Annotated in this window: 14 protein-coding genes and 13 tRNA genes; 5 read left to right on the forward strand and 22 right to left on the reverse strand. The window is 30.7% G+C overall.

Annotation, left to right across the window (positions count from 1 at the left end; translation table 11 throughout):
- Window positions 1-68 precede the first annotated feature (68 nt).
- From yihA to B3J31_RS15025, 7 genes are all read right to left on the reverse strand, one after another.
- Window positions 69-659 carry a ribosome biogenesis GTP-binding protein YihA/YsxC gene (gene yihA, locus B3J31_RS14995; protein ID WP_150844424.1) on the reverse strand — a complete coding sequence of 197 codons (591 nt, stop codon included), beginning with the start codon at window positions 657-659 and terminating at the stop codon, window positions 69-71.
- Window positions 649-2,982: an endopeptidase La gene (gene lon, locus B3J31_RS15000; protein WP_150844423.1), complete on the reverse strand. Its 2,334-nt coding sequence runs from the start codon at window positions 2,980-2,982 to the stop codon at window positions 649-651. The genes yihA and lon overlap by 11 nt, the downstream gene beginning before the upstream one ends.
- Before the next feature lie 317 nt (window positions 2,983-3,299).
- A complete protein-coding gene (gene lonB, locus B3J31_RS15005) occupies window positions 3,300-4,991 on the reverse strand; it encodes an ATP-dependent protease LonB (RefSeq protein WP_207656748.1) in 1,692 nt (563 codons plus the stop codon).
- A 139-nt stretch (window positions 4,992-5,130) separates the two neighbouring features.
- Window positions 5,131-6,423, reverse strand: coding sequence for an ATP-dependent Clp protease ATP-binding subunit ClpX (gene clpX / locus B3J31_RS15010; protein WP_346867101.1), 1,293 nt, complete (start codon window positions 6,421-6,423; stop codon window positions 5,131-5,133).
- Between the two features lie 18 nt (window positions 6,424-6,441).
- Window positions 6,442-7,026, reverse strand: coding sequence for an ATP-dependent Clp endopeptidase proteolytic subunit ClpP (gene clpP, locus B3J31_RS15015; RefSeq protein ID WP_035135664.1), 585 nt, complete (start codon window positions 7,024-7,026; stop codon window positions 6,442-6,444).
- Between the two features lie 122 nt (window positions 7,027-7,148).
- Window positions 7,149-8,438, reverse strand: a complete 1,290-nt coding sequence (gene tig / locus B3J31_RS15020) for a trigger factor (protein ID WP_150844421.1) — start codon at window positions 8,436-8,438, stop codon at window positions 7,149-7,151.
- Between the two features lie 201 nt (window positions 8,439-8,639).
- Window positions 8,640-9,431 (reverse strand): hypothetical protein, encoded by a 792-nt coding sequence (locus B3J31_RS15025; RefSeq protein WP_035135662.1) that lies wholly within the window; start codon window positions 9,429-9,431, stop codon window positions 8,640-8,642.
- A 572-nt stretch (window positions 9,432-10,003) separates the two neighbouring features.
- Between B3J31_RS15025 and pflB the strand changes: the two genes are divergently transcribed.
- From pflB to B3J31_RS15045, 4 genes are all read left to right on the forward strand, one after another.
- A complete protein-coding gene (gene pflB / locus B3J31_RS15030) occupies window positions 10,004-12,235 on the forward strand; it encodes a formate C-acetyltransferase (protein ID WP_346867102.1) in 2,232 nt (743 codons plus the stop codon).
- A 174-nt stretch (window positions 12,236-12,409) separates the two neighbouring features.
- Window positions 12,410-13,153, forward strand: a complete 744-nt coding sequence (gene pflA / locus B3J31_RS15035; protein WP_150844418.1) for a pyruvate formate-lyase-activating protein — start codon at window positions 12,410-12,412, stop codon at window positions 13,151-13,153.
- 205 nt (window positions 13,154-13,358) lie between these two features.
- A complete protein-coding gene (locus B3J31_RS15040; protein WP_150844417.1) occupies window positions 13,359-13,808 on the forward strand; it encodes a YbjN domain-containing protein in 450 nt (149 codons plus the stop codon).
- A 151-nt stretch (window positions 13,809-13,959) separates the two neighbouring features.
- The gene (locus B3J31_RS15045; RefSeq protein ID WP_346867103.1) at window positions 13,960-15,051 is read left to right on the forward strand and encodes an AI-2E family transporter; all 1,092 of its coding nucleotides are present in this window, start codon (window positions 13,960-13,962) and stop codon (window positions 15,049-15,051) included.
- A gap of 188 nt (window positions 15,052-15,239) precedes the next feature.
- Here the strand turns inward: B3J31_RS15045 and B3J31_RS15050 are convergent.
- The 15 genes from B3J31_RS15050 to B3J31_RS15120 all read right to left on the reverse strand — a co-directional run bounded on the left by B3J31_RS15050 (window position 15,240) and on the right by B3J31_RS15120 (window position 18,341).
- Window positions 15,240-15,316: transfer RNA gene (locus B3J31_RS15050), tRNA-Arg, on the reverse strand.
- Between the two features lie 50 nt (window positions 15,317-15,366).
- A tRNA-Gly gene (locus tag B3J31_RS15055) sits at window positions 15,367-15,440 on the reverse strand.
- Between the two features lie 17 nt (window positions 15,441-15,457).
- Window positions 15,458-15,533 (reverse strand) — tRNA-Pro (locus tag B3J31_RS15060).
- 5 nt (window positions 15,534-15,538) lie between these two features.
- A tRNA-Arg gene (locus tag B3J31_RS15065) sits at window positions 15,539-15,615 on the reverse strand.
- A 6-nt stretch (window positions 15,616-15,621) separates the two neighbouring features.
- Window positions 15,622-15,695 (reverse strand) — tRNA-Gly (locus tag B3J31_RS15070).
- Between the two features lie 3 nt (window positions 15,696-15,698).
- Window positions 15,699-15,773 (reverse strand) — tRNA-Gly (locus tag B3J31_RS15075).
- 18 nt (window positions 15,774-15,791) lie between these two features.
- Window positions 15,792-15,875: transfer RNA gene (locus B3J31_RS15080), tRNA-Leu, on the reverse strand.
- Between the two features lie 12 nt (window positions 15,876-15,887).
- Window positions 15,888-15,963 (reverse strand) — tRNA-Lys (locus tag B3J31_RS15085).
- Between the two features lie 3 nt (window positions 15,964-15,966).
- Window positions 15,967-16,041: transfer RNA gene (locus B3J31_RS15090), tRNA-Gln, on the reverse strand.
- Window positions 16,042-16,049: 8 nt separating this feature from the next.
- Window positions 16,050-16,125: transfer RNA gene (locus B3J31_RS15095), tRNA-His, on the reverse strand.
- Window positions 16,126-16,131: 6 nt separating this feature from the next.
- A tRNA-Arg gene (locus B3J31_RS15100) sits at window positions 16,132-16,208 on the reverse strand.
- Window positions 16,209-16,214: 6 nt separating this feature from the next.
- A tRNA-Gly gene (locus B3J31_RS15105) sits at window positions 16,215-16,288 on the reverse strand.
- Window positions 16,289-16,305: 17 nt separating this feature from the next.
- A tRNA-Pro gene (locus tag B3J31_RS15110) sits at window positions 16,306-16,381 on the reverse strand.
- Window positions 16,382-16,743: 362 nt separating this feature from the next.
- The gene (locus B3J31_RS15115; RefSeq protein WP_346867104.1) at window positions 16,744-17,340 is read right to left on the reverse strand and encodes an XTP/dITP diphosphatase; all 597 of its coding nucleotides are present in this window, start codon (window positions 17,338-17,340) and stop codon (window positions 16,744-16,746) included.
- A gap of 23 nt (window positions 17,341-17,363) precedes the next feature.
- Entirely contained in the window at window positions 17,364-18,341 is a 978-nt protein-coding gene (locus B3J31_RS15120; protein WP_346867105.1) for an AIR synthase family protein, read from the reverse strand.
- A gap of 98 nt (window positions 18,342-18,439) precedes the next feature.
- Between B3J31_RS15120 and B3J31_RS15125 the strand changes: the two genes are divergently transcribed.
- Entirely contained in the window at window positions 18,440-19,834 is a 1,395-nt protein-coding gene (locus B3J31_RS15125) for a hypothetical protein (RefSeq protein WP_035135234.1), read from the forward strand.
- Window positions 19,835-19,938: the final 104 nt, after the last annotated feature.

Below are 19,938 nucleotides of genomic sequence, written 5' to 3' on the forward strand. Positions count from 1 at the left end.
AAAGTAAATCAATATTATTATATCATAAATAAAGGGTCATTGATTTTTCTAATCAATAACCCTTTATTTTATTCAAGTCCTAAGTCTTTAAATATTTCCTCAAGTAATTCTTCTTTTCCTTCCTTTTTTAAAGAAGAAAAGAACAATAATTTATCTTCTTTTCCAAGCTTTAAGGTTTCTTTTATTACCTTAGCACTCCTCTGTAATTCACTTTTAGTTAACTTATCTTTTTTAGTTGCTACAACTATAACTTCATAACCATAATGCTTAATCCACTCATACATCATTATATCATCACCAGTTGGTTTATGCCTACAGTCCACTAAAATAACTACTTTTTTCAATTCTGGCCTATTTATTAAATATTGTTCCATCATTTTTCCCCAAGTAGCCTTCTCGCTTTTTGACACTTTAGCATATCCATATCCAGGTAAATCTACAAAGTATAGCTTATTATTTATAGTAAAGAAATTTATAAGTCTTGTTTTGCCAGGTGTACCACTTACCTTAACTAACTTTCTTCTATTTGTTAAAGTATTAATAAGTGACGACTTTCCTACATTGGATCTACCAACAAAGGCAATTTCACACATTCCATCTTCTGGATATTGGGTAGGCTTTACAGCCGAAGTTTTAAATTCTGCTTGTTTAATTTCCATTTTTATCTTCTCCAACTAGTGCATTCTTCAATACATCTTCAATTTTTTCTACTGGTATAAACTTTATTTTACTTTTTATAACTTTTGGTATATCCTTTAAGTCTTTTTCATTAGCTTTAGGAATAATTATAGTTTTTATTCCCATTCTGTAAGCAGCCAGACTTTTTTCTTTAAGTCCCCCTATAGGTAATACTCTACCCGTTAAAGTAACTTCTCCTGTCATTGCTACTGAATATTTTATTTTTCTGTTACTTAAAGCAGAAACCATAGCTGTAACCATAGTAACTCCTGCGGATGGACCATCCTTTGGAATAGCTCCTTCTGGTATATGAATGTGTAGATCTTTATTTTTATAAAATTCTTTATCTATACCATACATGTCACAATGAGCCCTTACATAACTGTAACCCGCCTTAGCTGATTCCTTCATTACATCTCCTAGTTGGCCTGTAAGTTGAAGTTTACCATCACCTTCCATTACTGCTACTTCTACGGGAAGCGTATCACCACCATATCCAGTCCATGCAAGACCTGTGACTACTCCAATCTTATCTTCTTTATCTAAATCATCATAACTATACAATTCAGAACCTAGATACTTCTTAACAGTTAAAGAATTTATAGTTATTTTTTTCTTATTACTTTCCATTATTTCGGTTATAGATTTTCTTATTACTGAAGCTATCTTTCTTTCTAGATTCCTAACTCCTGATTCTCTTGTATATCTATCTATTATAGTTCTTAAAGCACTTTCATTAACTATAATCTGACCATCTTCCACAGAATATTCCTTCATAACTTTAGGTACTAAATATTTCTTTGCTATTTCATATTTTTCTTCTGTAGTATAGCCTGAAACCTCTATTACTTCCATTCTATCTAATAGTGGTCTAGATATAGTATCTAAAGTATTTGCTGTAGTTATAAATAATACCTTTGACAAATCAAACTCTACATCTATATAATGATCCCTAAAGGTCTTATTCTGTTCTGAATCTAGCACCTCAAGCAGAGCATCTTCTACATTTCCTTTATAATCCTTTGATACTTTATCTATTTCATCTAAAAGGCATACTGGATTTTTGTACCCAACTTCCTTTAATGCTGATACAATTCGTCCTGGAATTGCTCCTACATAAGTTTTTCTGTGGCCTCGAATTTCAGCCTCATCTTTTACTCCACCTAAACTCATTCTTACAAATTTTCGTCCTAGTGAATTAGCCACTGATTTTGCAATAGATGTTTTACCAACCCCTGGAGGTCCAACTAAACATACTATAGGTGACTTTAATGATTTACTCATTTTTCTAACTGCTAAATATTCTATAATTCTTTCTTTTACATCTTCTAGTCCGTAATGTTCCTCATCTAAAACTTTTCTAGCATTAGTTAAGTCTAGATTATCTTTTGTTAGCTTATTCCATGGCATACCTAAAATAGTATCTAAATAAGTTTTTATAACCGATCCCTCTTGGGATGAAGGACCAATATTTTTAAGTCTATTAATTTCAAACTCTATCTTAGTTTTAACATCTTTAGGTAATTTAATTTGTCCTAATTTTTTTTCATAATTAGCTATTTCTCTTCCAAACTCATCTTCTTCTCCTAGCTCTTCTTGAATTACCTTAAGTTGTTCTCTAAGATAGTACTCTTTTTGAGATGCACTTACTCTAGCTTTAACCTTATTACTTATAAGCTTCTCTACTTTTACAACTTCAATCTCTTTTTTAAGAATAACTAATAATTTTTCCATTCTTTCTTTAATTGAAGTAATTTCCAACAACTCCTGCTTTACATCAGCCTTTACCGGTAGAAATGCACTTATTACATCGCAGTATACACTATTATCTTCTTCTGCTTCTAATTCCACTATTAAATCTTTAAATTCTTCACCAGCTAATTCTAAGTAATTAATAAACATATCATTTAGTGAGTTTTTATATCCTTCAGATTCTGTTTTATCCTCTATATCCAACTCTTCAACAGCTTCAACTTCTGCACTTATACAATCATCTTCATCTAAATATTTTACAAGTTTAGCCCTATATTCTCCCTCTACTAATACTCGTAAGTGATTCCCTGGCAACTTCATAAATTGCTTTATTGTACATACACATCCAACATTATATATATCTTTTTCAGTTGGATTTTCAGTAGTTGCTTCTCTTTGACTTATTATAAATATCTTCTGATCTTCATCCATGGCTCTATTAATTGCTTCTATAGATTTCTTTCTTCCTATATCAAAGTTTAAAGCCATATGTGGAAAGATACTTAATCCCCTAAGGGGAATTAATGGAAGTTTCATTATTTGATTCTCCATAACATCTCCTCATTTCTATCTAATCTATTATTTAATCTTACTTAATTTCATATTATAAAATCTTACCTAGTTTGCTTAAACTAATAATTCAACCTAAAGTATTTATACAGGAATCTTTCAGGGCAGTGCAGTGTTTTCTTTTTTATTATAAAATACAACTTATAAAAGAAAATCCTACTTTAATAAAACATCCAAATGATATGTGGTTATTGTATTAATTATAATTAGACTAGTATATTATACCTATAAAAATATAATTTTTCAATTAAATAATCCCTATATAAGTTTTATCCATTGAACTTCTATAGGGATTAGCTTTAAGCATCTAATTGAGGTACCATATTCAATTCAAACCCTTGATCTTTTTTCTCTACACTTATGTGAAGAATTTGTTCTTTTATTATTGCTTCATCTATTACTTCCTTTATAGTATTTACCGGTATCACTTTTATATCTTTGTAATCTTTATATACCTCTTGCCAATTTTCTTTTGGAATTAAAACCTTTGTTGCACCAGCTTTTATAGCACCAGTAATCTTAGCTGTAACACCACCAACTGGCTTTACTTCACCATGAATAGATATTTCTCCTGTCATAGCTATATTATTATCTACACTCCTACCTGTTATTGCACTATATATTGCAGTAGTCATACTTATTCCAGCAGAAGGACCATCTACAGGAATTCCCCCTGGAAAATTAACATGTATATCGTATTTTTTTGTATCTATGTTGTATATTCTCTCCAACACGGTAATTACATTATCAATAGAATTTCTTGCTGTACTTTTTCGTTTTAATTTTCTGCCCTTATCTCCTAATTCCTCTTCCTCAACAATACCTGTTATTTTTACTATTCCTTCTCTTTCTCTTGCCTTTGTTGCTGTTGCCTCTATTTCCATTACAGATCCAATATTTGAACCATATACCGCAAGGCCATTTACATAACCAACCTTTGGTTTCGCACATATTTTTTTATTAGGCTTTGGTGAATATTGACCATTCTCAATAACCCATTGTATTTCATTTATACTAACAGTATTTCTATTTTCATTAATTACAATTCCACAAGCTAATTGAACCAAATTTACAGCATCACGACCATTATTAGCAAACATTCCAACCAGTTTTGCTGCTTCTTCGTCTATTGATATTCCAATTTTTTCTGCTGCATTTTTTGCAATTATTTCTATCTCATCTCCATCTAGAGCTCTAAAAAATATTTCTACACATCTAGACCTAATAGCTGGAACAATTTCTTCTGGACTTCTAGTTGTTGCACCTATTAATCTAAAGTCAGCAGGAAGTCCTTCTTCAAATATCTCTTTAATATAAGACGGCATATTAGGATCTTCACTATTGTAATATGCACTATCCAAAAATACTTTTCTATCTTCTAAAACTTTTAATAACTTATTCATTTCTATAGGATGTAATTCACCTATTTCATCAATAAATAGAACTCCTCCATGTGCTTTTGTAACTGCTCCAGGTTTTGGTTGTGGTACCCCTATAACACCTAATGGACCCGCCCCCTGATATATTGGATCATGAACTGATCCTATTAATGGATCCGCTATTCCTCTTTCATCAAATCTTATAGTTGTAGCATCAATTTCTACAAAAGAAGAAGTTGCCTTAAATGGTGAAGCTGGAATTAGTTTTGCCTCTTCTAATACCAGTCTTGCTGCTGCTGTTTTTCCTATTCCTGGAGGTCCATATATTATAACATGTTGAGGATTGGGACCACATATGGCTGCTTTTAAAGCCTTAATACCCTTTTCTTGACCAATTATATCTTCAAAATTTCTAGGTCTACTCTTTTCTGTTAAAGGCTCTGTCAAACATATACTTTTTAACTTTCTCAGCTTTTCAATTTCTTTAGTGTTCTCTTTATTAATTGTAATCTTAGATGATTTTTGTCCCTTTAATGCATTAAAGAAGTAAATTCCCATTACTATTGTAACTAATAGTTGTATTAGCATAATCAAAATCGCTACTGGTTCCATATCAATATTAGCCTACTTTATAAGCAAACTAATCTTCCCTCCCTTTACTAATTATTTAAGTCACAATAGTATTATTCACAACATATTGGATTAATATTCTATAACAAGAAAAAACTGCTGAATTTCAGCAGTTTTTATATTATGCAAGTTCAGGTGTTCTCTTTACACCCTTTTTACTATCTATTTTTAAAGGTTCTCTCTTTCCATTGTCTGCAATGATATATTCAGGAATCTTTGTATTTAAAGTTTCTTCATGAATTATAACTTTTTCTATTTCTTCACGTGAAGGAATCTCATACATTATTTCCTGCATTATATCTTCTATTATTGCTCTTAATCCCCTTGCTCCTGTGCTTCTCTTTATGGCTTCTTTAGCTATAGCTATAAGAGCATTTTCATCGAATTCAAGTCTAACATCATCAATTTCTAATAACTTTTGATACTGCTTCACTAATGCATTTTTAGGTTCACTTAATATTTTTACAAGAGCATCTTCATCTAAGTTATCTAAAGTTACTATTACAGGAATTCTTCCTACAAACTCTGGAATTAATCCAAACTTCAGTAAATCACCTGGCATTATTTGCTTAAATAATTCTCCTAAGTCTTGTTTTTCCTTAGATATCACTTCTGCACCAAATCCCATGGCTGATTTTTGAGTTCTCTTTGTTATAATTTTTTCTAATCCATCAAAAGCTCCACCACAAATAAATAATATATTAGATGTATTTATTTGGATAAACTCTTGATGTGGATGTTTTCTTCCTCCCTGTGGTGGTACAGAAGATACAGTTCCCTCAAGAATTTTAAGTAAAGCTTGCTGAACACCTTCACCAGAAACATCTCTAGTTATAGATGGATTTTCAGACTTACGTGCAATCTTATCAATCTCGTCGATATAGATAATGCCTCTTTCAGCTCTTTCTATATCATAATCAGAGTTTTGAATTAATTTTAATAATATATTTTCTACGTCCTCACCTACATATCCAGCTTCTGTAAGGGTTGTAGCATCTGCTATTGCAAAAGGTACATTTAACATTTTTGCTAGTGTTTGAGCTAATAAAGTTTTACCTGAACCTGTTGGTCCTAAAAGAAGTATATTACTTTTTTGTAGTTCTATATCATTATCCATAACATTAGAATTTATTCTTTTATAATGATTATACACTGCTACAGACAAAGCCTTTTTAGCATCATCTTGCCCTACTACATACTGATCTAAATACTTTCTAATTTCTTTAGGTTTAGGTAATGTGCCCATGTCAATTTGGACATCCTCTTCTCTTTCGTCTACTATGATTTCAGAACAAAGCTCGATGCACTCATCACAAATATATACACCTGGACCTGCAATAAGTCTTCTTACTTGCTCTTCACTTTTTCCACAAAAAGAACATTTAAATTTTTTCTTTTCTTCATTTCTTGGCATGTTGACACCCCTTTAAAGCTATTTCTTTTTAACAATTACTTCATCTACTAATCCATATTCCTTAGCTTCATCCGCGGACATAAAATAATCTCTTTCAACATCTTGTTTTATTTTATCTAAAGGCTTGCCTGTTCTTTCACTTAATATTTCATTAAGAGTTTCTTTTATCTTTAATATTCTTTTAGCATGAATATCAATGTCAGTTGCTTGACCTTTAAATCCACCTAACGGCTGATGTATCATTATCTCACTGTTAGGAAGCGCATATCTTTTTCCCTTTTGTCCTGCTGCAAGTAAAAAAGCTCCCATAGATGCAGCCATTCCTACACAAATCGTAGAAACCTCCGGCTTTATATAGTTCATCGTATCATAAATTGCCATTCCAGAAGTTATTGAACCACCAGGGCTATTTATATATAGATATATATCCTTATCTGGATCCTCTGACTCTAAAAATAAAAGTTGTGCTACAATTAAACTAGCAGTAACATCATTTACTTCATCAGATAAAAAAATAATTCTTTCTTTTAATAATCTAGAATATATATCATAGGATCGCTCGCCCTTACCAGTTTGCTCTACAACCATTGGTATATAACTCATAATTACAACCTCCTTACTATTGTAAATATATTAGAATATTTACTATTATATCCTCATTAAAATTATTTTAACCTATTTTATTTAAAATAATTGCCAGTATATACTGGCAATTATTAATTAACTTAAATAGTTTTGCTATTTTCCATTATCATGTTCTTAATTTTTTCATTTACTATTTGAGTTCCAAGGTATTCTCTTTGAACTTGAACTAATCTATCAACAGTTTCTTCCAATTTCTCAGCTTCACCATACTTGCTAGCAATCTCTGTAGCTTTTTCTCTTATCTCATCTTCTGATGCTTCAATTTTCTCAGCTTTAGCAATTTCACTTAATACTAATTCGTTTTTAACATTTTTAGTTGCTATATCTTTCATTTGTTCTCTAAAGTCAGCTTCTGAAGTATTTGTAAACTTGAAGTAACTTTCTATATCTAAACCTTGATACTTTAATCTATTTTCTAAATCTTGTAGCATTCCATCTAATTCTCTATTTACCATAGCATCTGGAATTTCCACATTAGCATTAGCTACTACAGTTTCTATAACAGCCATTTCATAGTCATTAATTGCTTTTAAATCGTTAGCTTTTACTAATTCTTCTCTTATATTATTTCTAAGTTCCTCTAAAGTTTCAAATTCAGAAACCTCGCTAGCGAATTCATCAGTTATCTCTGGTAATTCTTTTTTCTTAACAGATTTAACTGTTACCTCAAATTTAGCTGGTTTTCCATTTAAATCTTCTTTTCCATATTGTTCTGGGAAATTAACATTTACGTCTTTAGACTCTCCCGCTGTTAATCCAACTAATTGATCTTCAAAGTTATCAATAAAGCTACCTGAACCTATTTCTAATTCGTAATCTTTAGCTTCTCCGCCTTCAAAAGCAACTTCATCTACATAACCTTTGAAGTCTATAACAGCTATATCACCTTTTTCAACAGCTCCCTCTTTAACTTCTACTCTTGTATTTTGAGCTTGTAATTCTTTTAATTTATTTTCTACATCCTCATCTGTAACTTCTACTACTTCTTTCTTTGCTTCTATTCCCTTGTAAGCACCTAATTCAACTTCTGGTACTACTGGTACTGACGCAGTATATATAAATTCCTTACCTTCACCAATTTGAACAATATCAATTGATGGATAATCTACTGGATTTATATTATTTTCTGCTAATACTTCTGGATAAGTAGTTTCATATATGTAGTTTATAGCATCTTCATATAATGCACCTTCACCATAGTATTGTTTAATTATATTCATTGGAGCCTTACCTTTTCTAAATCCAGGCACATTGAATTTTTTCGCATTTTTTGCATAAGATTTTTTAACAGCTTCTGCAAATTTATCTGCTCCTATTGTTACTTCAAATTTAACAACGTTTTTTTCTAGCTTCTCCATTTTAACGTTCATTATTTCTTCCTCCTAATATTCCCAACTCTGTATTTCTTAAAATTATAACATAAATTTAGTAAAGTAAATAGTACATTTCATTATTTAACTGTTAGTCAGATACATCATCATTCTCTAAATTTATGATAATAAATTAAATATTACCTAATAAATTATACAATAATACTATTATTATGTACAATACTTTTTCCCATGATATATTTATTCAACTATTTTACCATCTTTATCCACAACTATTTCCTTATTATCTAAAGATATAGTAAGACCCTTATCTGTTATTTGTCCCACTTCAAAAGTTTTTCCTTTTACATTATAAAATCCCCTATGGGTATTACTCTCCATATTATATATCCACAAATACTTATCATCACTGTTATTTATCCAAGGCAAGCTACTAGAATATGCAATATGTGTATTGTCAATAAATTGTGCACTTTCAACCCATTTATAAGAAGGATTATATTTTAATACGTTTTCCTTGTTAAATACTTCATTAGTAGTTGATACGTACTGTTCATTGGTAATGTTTATTAGTTTCTCGTTACTATTTAAAATATACATATCTTGAGCTTCTTTGTCTAAAATTAAAATCATTTCTTGTGATGGAGCTATACTACATTTAACTTGTGAATCTGAATCAATTGTGTTGATTTTCTTAACTTGATCTTTTTCTTCATAATTAATAGTAACTTTTTTTCCTGATTTAAGAACTACATCTGAATAGGTTTTAGTAGACTTTTCCTCTACAACGCTTTCCTCTTCAGAATTTTCTTCAGTTTTATTCTTATTTTCTTCTGATTTATGGTTATTGTCCTCTGTACTTTCTTTAATAAAAAAGTTTTTTATAGCCACTATTCCTTCTCTATTAGTAAAAACTAATCCAGTTATCCCAATAACCATTATTATAATCAAAAATATAATCATATATTTTATACGCCTCAGCTTTAACTGTCTGCGATAATCCTTACTAAACATACTTGGCTTTTTCCTCACAGCTTTTACCTCCATAGTTAACTTTATTATTTCACTATACATTTTGATTAATAATTATATTGTCATAACTTATTATAACTCAACTTATTATAAATTAACATTTTTTTATACCAAATCAATTTAAATTTACAATTAATTTATTTAATTATATTAACCATCTTTATTTTTTGTTTTATGTTTCCATTTATCATTGCTGTATTACTTTAATATATGAAATTGTATTTTACAACAAATTAACTTCTCTCTGTTTCAAAATTTCATTTAAACTGTTATATTCATCTTCAAATTAACCTTTAATGAAAATTGTTAAATGTCTCCTTGCAATTATCTTTTTTACTAAATTTCGCAAATTTAATCCTTTACTTGTTTGAATTTTTCAAATTTTTAATCTTTTATCTCCATAAAAAAAACTGTTGTTTTTCATCTGTTATAGTTGTACAATTATAACAGATGGAGATAAAATTAAATTTAAATTCAAATTATTAATTAATAATTTTAGTACATAAAACAAATAAACTACATCTGTTTTATACTTTAATTTTATTAAAAATTATTTTTTAGGAGGATTATATATGTTTACTCAATGGAATGGCTTTAATGGTAAAACTTGGAAAAGAGAAGTTAATGTAAGAGACTTCATTCAAACTAACTATACTCCATATGAAGGTGATGCATCATTTTTAACAGGTGCTACAGAAGCTACAAACAAATTGTGGAATGAAGTAAGCGAATTATTTAAAAAAGAAATAGAAAACGGTGGCGTTTTAGATGTTGATACTAAAACTATATCTAAAATAGATGCATATAACCCAGGGTATATAGATAAGAATCTTGAAAAAATTGTTGGTGTTCAAACTGACGCTCCACTTAAAAGAGCTGTTATGCCTCAAGGTGGAATAAGAATGGCTGAAACCGCAGCTAAATCTTATGGATACGAAATCGATCCTTTGATTTCTGAAATATTCTCAAAACATCGTAAAACTCATAATCAAGGAGTTTTTGATGCTTATACAGATGAAATGAAATTAGCTAGAAAGTATGGTATAGTAACAGGTTTACCAGATGCTTATGGAAGAGGTAGAATCATAGGTGACTATAGAAGAGTTGCTTTATATGGTATAGATATATTAATAGAAGATAAAATTCAACAAAAGAAAAGCTTAGAAGTTAGCACTATAGATGCTGATGTTATTCAATTAAGAGAAGAATTATCCGATCAGATAGTGGCTCTTAACGAGTTAAAAACAATGGCAGCTAGTTATGGATTTGACATATCAGTTCCTGCTAAAAATGCTCAAGAAGCTATTCAATGGTTATATTTTGGATATCTTGGTGCAATAAAACAACAAAATGGTGCTGCTATGTCTCTTGGTAGAACTTCTACTTTCATTGATATATATATTCAAAGAGATATAGATAATGGCATTCTTACTGAAGAAGATGCTCAAGAAATGGTAGATCACTTTGTAATGAAGTTAAGATTAGTAAAGTTTTTAAGAACTTCTGATTATAACAACCTATTCTCCGGAGATCCAACTTGGGTTACTGAAGTAATAGGTGGTATGGGATTAGATGGAAGAACATTAGTAACTAAAAACTCTTTCAGAATGCTTAATACATTATATACATTAGGAGCATCACCTGAACCAAACTTAACTGTACTGTGGTCAACAAGATTACCTCAAGGATTTAAAGATTTCTGTTCAAAAGTATCTATTGATACAAGCTCTGTTCAGTATGAAAATGACGATTTAATGACAACTTATTGGGGCGATGACTACGCTATAGCTTGTTGTGTATCAGCTATGAAAGTTGGTAAACAAATGCAATTCTTTGGAGCTAGAGTAAACTTAGCTAAGACTTTACTATACACTATAAATGGTGGTGTAGATGAAAAATCTGGAGTACAAGTTGCTCCTAAGATGGAAAAAATCACTTCTGAATACTTAAGCTATGATGAAGTTATAGAAAAATTCGATGTTATGGTAGAATGGTTAGCTAAACTTTATGTTAACACATTGAATGTTATTCACTATATGCATGATAAATACTCTTATGAATCTTTACAAATGGCTTTACATGATAGAGATGTATTTAGAACAATGGCATGTGGTATAGCTGGACTTTCAGTATGTGCAGACTCTTTATCTGCAATTAAATATGCTAAAGTTAAGCCTATTAGAAATGAACAAGGAATAGCAGTAGACTTTGAAATCCAAGGTGACTTCCCTAAATACGGAAATGATGATGATAGAGTTGATGATATAGCAGTATACTTAGTTGAAACTATGATGAATAAGATTAAAAAGAACAAAACATACAGAAATGCATACCACACTCAATCAGTACTTACTATAACTTCAAACGTAGTTTATGGTAAAAAAACCGGTTCAACACCTTGCGGACGAAAAGCTGGTGAGCCATTTGCTCCTGGTGCTAATCCTATGCACGGAAGAGATAGTAGCGGTTCTTTAGCATCTCTAAACTCTGTAGCTAAATTACCATATGAATATTCTCAAGATGGTATTTCTAATACTTTCTCAATTATTCCAGATGCTTTAGGAAAATGCTCTGAAAACAGAATATCAAACTTAAGTAACTTATTAGATGGATATTTTGTACAAAATGCTCATCACTTAAATGTAAATGTATTTAATAGAGAAACTTTATTAGATGCTATGGATCATCCAGAAAAATATCCTCAGTTGACTGTAAGAGTTTCTGGATATGCTGTTAACTTTATTAAACTAACAAGAGAGCAACAATTAGATGTTGTTAACAGAACTTTCCATGCATCAATGTAATTTGAATAAAAAGAATTAATTATAACAACATAGTAGAGATGTCTTAGTTAGATATCTCTACTATATTTAGTATTTTGAAAGGAACTTAAATTAATTTTATAGAGAAATTATTCAATTTATTTTTTGTATAAAGTTAATTATGTTATTTAGTTTAAATTGCAAGGAGGCTTTATAATGAAAACTGGTAGAATTCACTCAATAGAAAGCATGGGCTTAGTTGATGGTCCTGGTATAAGAACTGTAGTATTTTTTCAAGGATGCAAATTAAGGTGTGCTTATTGCCACAATCCAGATACTTGGAACTTAAAAGATGGTAAGGAAGTCACTTCCGATGAAATTATAAATAAAATTATAAGATTTAAACCCTATTTTCAACCTTCTGGAGGTGGTGTAACATTCTCTGGTGGAGACCCTCTTGTTCAACCTGGATTTTTATTAGAATTATTAAAAAAATGCAAAGAACTAGGTATTCATACAGCTATTGATACTGCTGGCTATGGACACGGTGACTATGATGAAATATTAAAGTATACTGATCTAGTTTTATTAGATGTAAAACATATTAATAGTGATGGATATGTAACTCTTACTGGTAGGGATACACGAGATGTTAACTTATTCTTGTCAGCTCTTAGAAAATCTAAAGCTCGTGTATGGGTTAGGCATGTGGTAGTTCCTGGTTATACAGATACTTTAGAACATATGGATAAAATAGCTAATATAATAAATGAAGAAATTCCTAATGTAGATAAAATAGAATTATTACCTTATCATCTTTTAGGTGTAAATAAGTATGAGAGTTTAGGTATAGACTATAGGCTAGATGGTGTAGATCAAATGGATAAAGAAACTTGTAGTCAACTTCAAGATTATTTAATTTCTAAAGTTCAACAGAGTGAAAAGAGTAAAATTTCTTAACCTGTTAATTCTTTTACATTTTTTTCCACATAATCCCCAGATTTATCCACAGGTTAGTAATAAACTATAATTTAAATCATATACTTATAAGTTATACAATTCTATTTACTAACCATCTCTTTTATGAGATAATTACTAATACATTATAATATATATAATATTCAAAAAATATATTTATATAAATTTTATTCAAGGGGGAAATAGTATGAGAAATAATGCTATAGAATTTGAAAAATATATAGAAGAACATAGACTTCCATTAAACAAAGGACTCAATGTAGATGAATTTACCATCTTTTCATTTCCTGAAAAGATCACTATAAACGGAGTTACTAAGCCAGTTCTGGGAGGTGGCCAAGATAGAAGAGCTGTTATATCATTAAGAGATGATGATACATTAGCTGACATCTTCTGCTTTAATATAGCCTCTATATCTAAAGCTCAAGATAAATATAAGTTATATGCTTTATTCAATGAATTAAACTCTACATATAAATATGTATCCTTTTATGAGGATAATGAAATTATAAGTGCAAAAGTATCTCTACCATTTAATGATAACTTTGATGCAGATTTAGTTTTCCAAACGCTTTCTATAATATTTAGAGCTGTAGATGAAGAATATCCTAAAATTCTTTCTACCTTGCACAACTAAATAAACTAGAAAACTAACATGCTAGTTTTAATTTTCTAGCATGTATTTTTTTAATCCTTTATCTTATTACATATAATGGCATTAACTCAATTAAAGTTTAGTAAATCTCAAAGTCTTTACTATTCTAAAATTTAAATTAAAGGAGGAAAAAATGAATAAAAATAAAAACTTTACTAAAATAATACAAATTCTTCTAATAGTAAATTTAATTCTATTGGCTATAGGACTCTTCAGTAAAATGAATTTTGTACTATCTCCTATAACTACAATTCTTAATGCCATGTTTATACCTATAGTTTTAGCAATTTTTCTTTACTATTTAGTGAGACCTGTGAAAAGATTTCTTCAAAATAGAAAACTATCAAGTGGAATAGCTACAGCCCTTTCAATACTATTGATAATAGTATTACTTGTATATATGCTTATATATTCTTCATCAATAATAGCTACTCAAGGTGAAAGTTTAACTATAGCTATTATCGAATCCGTGCAGACCTTAGCGGATAAATATAGCTACTTATTTCCACAAATTAATGAATTTTTAAATATTGGTGAATTACTTCAAAAAGCTGCTAACTATTTAGTAAATTCATTTACAGACATAAGCAAAAACATATATGTATTTGCTAGCTCTATAGGTAATTTTGTAGCTCAGATGATTTTAATACCAATAATAATGTTTTATATACTTAAAGATGACAAAAAAATATATAATGCTTTTACTTCCTTTCTTCCAAGAAAATTTAAAAGTATTATATTGAAAATACTCCATGAAATTGATACAGTATTAAAACAATACATTACTTCACAGATTATGGTTGCTTGTGTCATCGGAGTTCTTATGTTTATAGGTTATGTAATCATCGGAATGCCTAATGCTCTTGTTCTATCTCTATTTTCTCTTATAACTGCCTTTATTCCTTTCTTAGGTGTAATACTTGGAATTATTCCAGCCATCCTTATATCCTTAAGTATGGGCTTTGGTATGGTGATTAAAATAATAATTCTTACAGTTATTGTTCAGCAGTTAGAAGGTAATGTTATAACCCCTAATATCACGGGTAACCAACTGAATATGCATCCACTGACAACTATTTTAGTAGTTACCTTAAGTGTATACTTTGGAGGTTTCTTCGCAGCCTTCCTTGCAGTTCCTATATATAACATTGTTAAAATTCTCGTTAAGAATTTATATTGTTATTTGATAAATAAGCATAATACGGAAATTACAGTTGAAAAATAACTTTCAATAAAAAAAATAAGCACTATTGATTTATTAACTCATCAGTGCTTATTTTTTTATTTTTTTACTCTACCATTTCCTCTAATATGATTAATTCTGAGTAAACTTCATCATTAATCATAAATTAAGAATAAAATAAAAGATATCAACGATTTCATCTATTGAAATCATCGACATCACTACATTCATGGTACACCCAACAGGATTTGAACCTGCCACCGATGGATTCGAAGTCCAGCGCTCTATCCAGCTGAGCTATGGGTGCAAAAATAAAATATGAATTCCTTATAAAATCCCTCTCAAAAAACAAAAAAATGGAGCGGGTGAAGGGAATCGAACCCTCGTAACTAGCTTGGAAGGCTAGCACTCTACCATTGAGTTACACCCGCACATATTTAATTTAAATTGGTCGGGGTGACAGGGATTGAACCTGCGACCTCATGGTCCCAAACCACGCGCGCTCCCATCTGCGCCACACCCCGATATATGGTGCGTCTTAAGGGATTCGAACCCCTGGCCCACGCCTTAGAAGGGCGTTGCTCTATCCAGCTGAGCTAAAGACGCATATTTTGGAGCGGGTGAAGGGAATCGAACCCTCGTAACTAGCTTGGAAGGCTAGCACTCTACCATTGAGTTACACCCGCATTTGGAGCGGAAGACGAGATTCGAACTCGCGACGTTCACCTTGGCAAGGTGACGCTCTACCACTGAGCCACTCCCGCATTTTTTATTTTTATGATTGGTGCAGGTGAAGGGAGTCGAACCCCCACGCCTAAGGCGCTAGATCCTAAGTCTAGTGCGTCTGCCAATTCCGCCACACCTGCATATTTCATTTTTGGTGGCTCACCGGGGGATCGAACCCCGGACACCATGATTAAAAGTCATGTGCTCTACCGACTGAGCTAGTGAACCATCTGGCTGGGATAGCAGGATTTGAACCTACGAATGCCAGAGTCAAAGTCTGGTGCCTTACCGCTTGGCGATATCCCAAAATTTAATGGGGTGAACGATGGGACTCGAACCCACGACAACCAGAACCACAATCTGGTGCTCTACCAACTGAACTACATTCACCATATATGGTGCGTCTTAAGGGATTCGAACCCCTGGCCCACGCCTTAGAAGGGCGTTGCTCTATCCAGCTGAGCTAAAAACGCATATTTTGGAGCGGGTGAAGGGAATCGAACCCTCGTAACTAGCTTGGAAGGCTAGCACTCTACCATTGAGTTACACCCGCATATATTTAATTTAAAATGGTCGGGGTGACAGGGATTGAACCTGCGACCTCATGGTCCCAAACCACGCGCGCTCCCATCTGCGCCACACCCCGATATATCTTAATCAGTGCCGTTTGATTAATAACCTTAACGACAAAATTTATTATACAGACTTCCCTTTAATTAGTCAACACCTTTTTTGAAGTTTTTAATTAAATTTTGACAGTTTTTATTGTAAATTCTCTTCAAGTCCTTATTTTACCTTCTTTTCTCTTATATACCTTAGGAATACTAACGTCTTATATTGCTACTACTAAATTCTCTGCCTATATTAAAATAAACTTAAATACAACTAGCAAATTATGTAACTTAATACTCTACACAAGGAAGAAATTTAAATAGTTCCCTATGTAAAAAAATATATTTATACATGGAACTATTTAAATATATAACAAGTTAAATTATTATATGGAAACTATAAATATTTTTTCATCTCTTCTGTTAACTTAGATAATGCATTTCCTCTATGACTTATAGCATTTTTCACTTTAGAAGGTACATCATTAAATGTAGCCTTTAGTTCTGGTACATAGAATAAAGGATCATATCCAAATCCTTCACACTCTTTGTATTCCTCTAATATTAAACCTTCTACTTCACCTTGAACTTTGATAATATCTTTATCATTAACTATTAAAACCATAGCACATATAAATTTTGCTTTTCGTTCATTAAAAGGAACACCTTCTAACTCTCTTATTAACTTTTTATTATTTTCTACTGAATTTCCATGTTCACCACTATATCTAGCAGAATATATTCCAGGAGCTCCATTTAATACTTCTACTGATAATCCTGAATCATCAGATAAAACAAGTACATCTTTACAAATTTCATGAATTGCCTTAGCCTTTATGTATGCATTTTCCATAAATGTAGTGCCTGTTTCTTCTACATCTATATTTATATCAGCTTCTTTTAAAGATACTACATCTAAATCAAACTCTTTAAGAATCTCCTTTATTTCTACAATTTTATGATGATTATTACTAGCAACTATTACTCTTTTCATTACAAATTCTCCTTCTTAAATGTCTAATGTATGTTAAATAACTCATCTGCTTCTGGCGGAGTTACTTCATTGATTTCTTTATCATCTATTACTATACCTTTACTCTTAGTTATTTCTCCTATTTCAGTAGCCTTAATTCCATTATCGCCAAAAGATTTTAACAACTTTTCTGGATTATCAGTAGTTATAAGCATACTACCTGATGATATTAGTCTTAATGGATCTATATTAAATTCTTTACATACTTTCCTTGTAATTTCTGTAATTGGCATCTTAGATTTATTAACCTTAAATCCTACATTACTTGCATTAGCGACTTCCCACAATGCTCCTAAAACTCCGCCTTCTGTTATATCATGCATAGATGTTGCTTTAGCTATTCCACCTATTTTTCCTTCTTTCACTACACTTATGCTCTCCACATAACCTCTTGCTTCTTCAATCTCTTCATCTGTTAATATACTCCTGCATCTCTCTTCATAATCATTAACCAATATTGAAGTTCCTTCAAGACATAGTTGTTTAGTAACTATTATGCTATCCCCTACTTTTGCTCCTGATGTGCTAATAGCACTATTAACATTACTTTTTCCAATAGCCGTACACGAAACCACTATCTTATTAACAGCTTCCGTTATTTCAGTATGTCCACCTATAATTTGAACATTTACTTTACATGCTTCTTCATGAATTTCTTTCATAAGATCATGTAATTCTTGTATAGTAGTCTTTGGCGGTGCTAGTATGGTAACCAAGATTCCTAATGGTTCGACTCCACAAGAAGCTATATCATTACAGTTAATGTTAACTGCAATTTTACCTATGTTTTCATCTGCACCAGTTACAGGATCCGTAGAAATTACGCATTGATTACTACCAAAATTTATAATGGCACAATCTTCTCCTATGCCGTTAGATACTTCTACTTCCTTCCTCTCTTTCCCTTTATGGTTATCTATTATGTACTTTAGTTCATTCCAATTTAATTTTCCTACCCTCATATAAATTCTCCTAACCTAAAAAAACTATTGTGTTTTTAGCACATTTTCACTTCTCATATCATATTATTAAATATAACTAATATTCTGGTGGTGTTATTTTGAGATATATAGGACCTTTTTTAAGAATTAACATACTAAACAATGACAATATAAAAAGTCAATTGTTTCATTTTTCTAAAGAGTCCCTTAGACATATAGTTCTACACTCTGGATGTGGAATTATATCTAGAAATGCGAACTTAAAAATTAAACCTTTACCTAATGATGATGATATCACAAATAGCGTTATTTCTCCACTATTATGTGTATATAGAAAAGCCGACGGAAAACTTTTGAAAGAAAAAGATAAATTACTTTGGAATCACCGCAAGTTTAAAAGAGAAATAAACATATGTGCTAATGGGTATATGACCCTTGGTTTGCTGTACTTATCTGACTATTATAGAAAATTTAAAGATGTTGATGAGGATAAATATAAACTTAGCAAATACTATGTTGACCTATCCATTGAGCAATTAGAATTTTTTGCTCTTTATTGCCGTAATAGTGAGGGGGTATTTGTTGATAAATATGATTCTACAGATCCTCTTCAAAAAGAATATTTTCTTACAGACAAGAATATGAAGTTTAAATTTTCTACACAAGCTCTTCTTATGGCAGCATATTATAAATGTGCTACACTTTCAGAAGACAATAATGAAAACTTTAAATCCTTTGCTCTAGATATAATGAATCTATTCTCAAGTCTAAAACAAGAAATATATAATACTTCTCACGATGAGTTAGTTAAAATATGTTTAGCCTTCAATATTCTTTATGAATGTTCAAAACTAGAGAAAGCTAAGGAATTACTAGTGGATTTTTCTGAATTAATGATTGAAAACATCAATCATATGCCACCTTCTGTAATTAGAGATAATATAGATATCTCTTGTTTATGCTATATAAACTCTATATTAACTTATAAAAATACCAATTTATCACATTTTAAAGATGCAGCCTTTAAAATCTTTAATAACCTAGAAAAATTATATAATAATGATGATGGTATCTTTATAAAAGACATTTCTGAAAAAGAAAACAAATTTTCTTCAGATGAAATAATTCTATATCTTTATGTCTTTATGATTCAAGAGTCTTTATTAAGTGACAATGAAAAAACAGAGCTCGCTTCTAAAATTCATGGTCTTTATAAAAAACAGGTAGTAAGCTCCGGAATTATACTTAGGTGGCCGGAAGCTCCTAGTCTTGATAATCCTGAAAGATATAGGAATTTTTCTTGTAAGGCAGAAGACCTATTAGATGATAATTATTTCAGATTTTCTTCTTATGTAAATAATGATACTAATGATTTAGCACCTATTTTTGTTAAAAATATTTCTTTAAATAGAAAGAAAGAAAGTTATAAACATTATAAACATAGTTTTGATTCTTGTAAAAACATGTTTAACTTTTTTACAATTATTTATTTAAATACAATTTTAGATTTCTAATAAAGGGGCTGTCGCACTAAGAAATAGTGCACAGCTCTTTTTCATTGCAAACAAAATAAGTCCCTTACTTTGAGAGATAAGAGACTTATGGTAAAATATTAGTA

The sequence above is a fragment of the Clostridium sp. UBA5988 genome, assembly GCF_002435615.1.
GTDB classification, from domain to species: Bacteria; Bacillota; Clostridia; order Clostridiales; family Clostridiaceae; genus Clostridium_J; species Clostridium_J sulfidigenes.

Bases quoted from the DNA above. Each gene is read 5' to 3' on its own strand.
- pflA (WP_150844418.1), top strand. From the start codon at position 12,410: ATGAAAACTGGTAGAATTCACTCAATAGAAAGCATGGGCTTAGTTGAT.
- lon (WP_150844423.1), bottom strand. From the start codon at position 2,982: ATGGAGAATCAAATAATGAAACTTCCATTAATTCCCCTTAGGGGATTA.
- yihA (WP_150844424.1), bottom strand. From the start codon at position 659: ATGGAAATTAAACAAGCAGAATTTAAAACTTCGGCTGTAAAGCCTACC.
- B3J31_RS15120 (WP_346867105.1), bottom strand. From the start codon at position 18,341: ATGAGGGTAGGAAAATTAAATTGGAATGAACTAAAGTACATAATAGAT.
- clpX (WP_346867101.1), bottom strand. From the start codon at position 6,423: ATGCCAAGAAATGAAGAAAAGAAAAAATTTAAATGTTCTTTTTGTGGA.
- B3J31_RS15045 (WP_346867103.1), top strand. From the start codon at position 13,960: ATGAATAAAAATAAAAACTTTACTAAAATAATACAAATTCTTCTAATA.
- B3J31_RS15040 (WP_150844417.1), top strand. From the start codon at position 13,359: ATGAGAAATAATGCTATAGAATTTGAAAAATATATAGAAGAACATAGA.
- B3J31_RS15115 (WP_346867104.1), bottom strand. From the start codon at position 17,340: ATGAAAAGAGTAATAGTTGCTAGTAATAATCATCATAAAATTGTAGAA.
- tig (WP_150844421.1), bottom strand. From the start codon at position 8,438: ATGAACGTTAAAATGGAGAAGCTAGAAAAAAACGTTGTTAAATTTGAA.
- lonB (WP_207656748.1), bottom strand. From the start codon at position 4,991: ATGGAACCAGTAGCGATTTTGATTATGCTAATACAACTATTAGTTACA.
- pflB (WP_346867102.1), top strand. From the start codon at position 10,004: ATGTTTACTCAATGGAATGGCTTTAATGGTAAAACTTGGAAAAGAGAA.
- clpP (WP_035135664.1), bottom strand. From the start codon at position 7,026: ATGAGTTATATACCAATGGTTGTAGAGCAAACTGGTAAGGGCGAGCGA.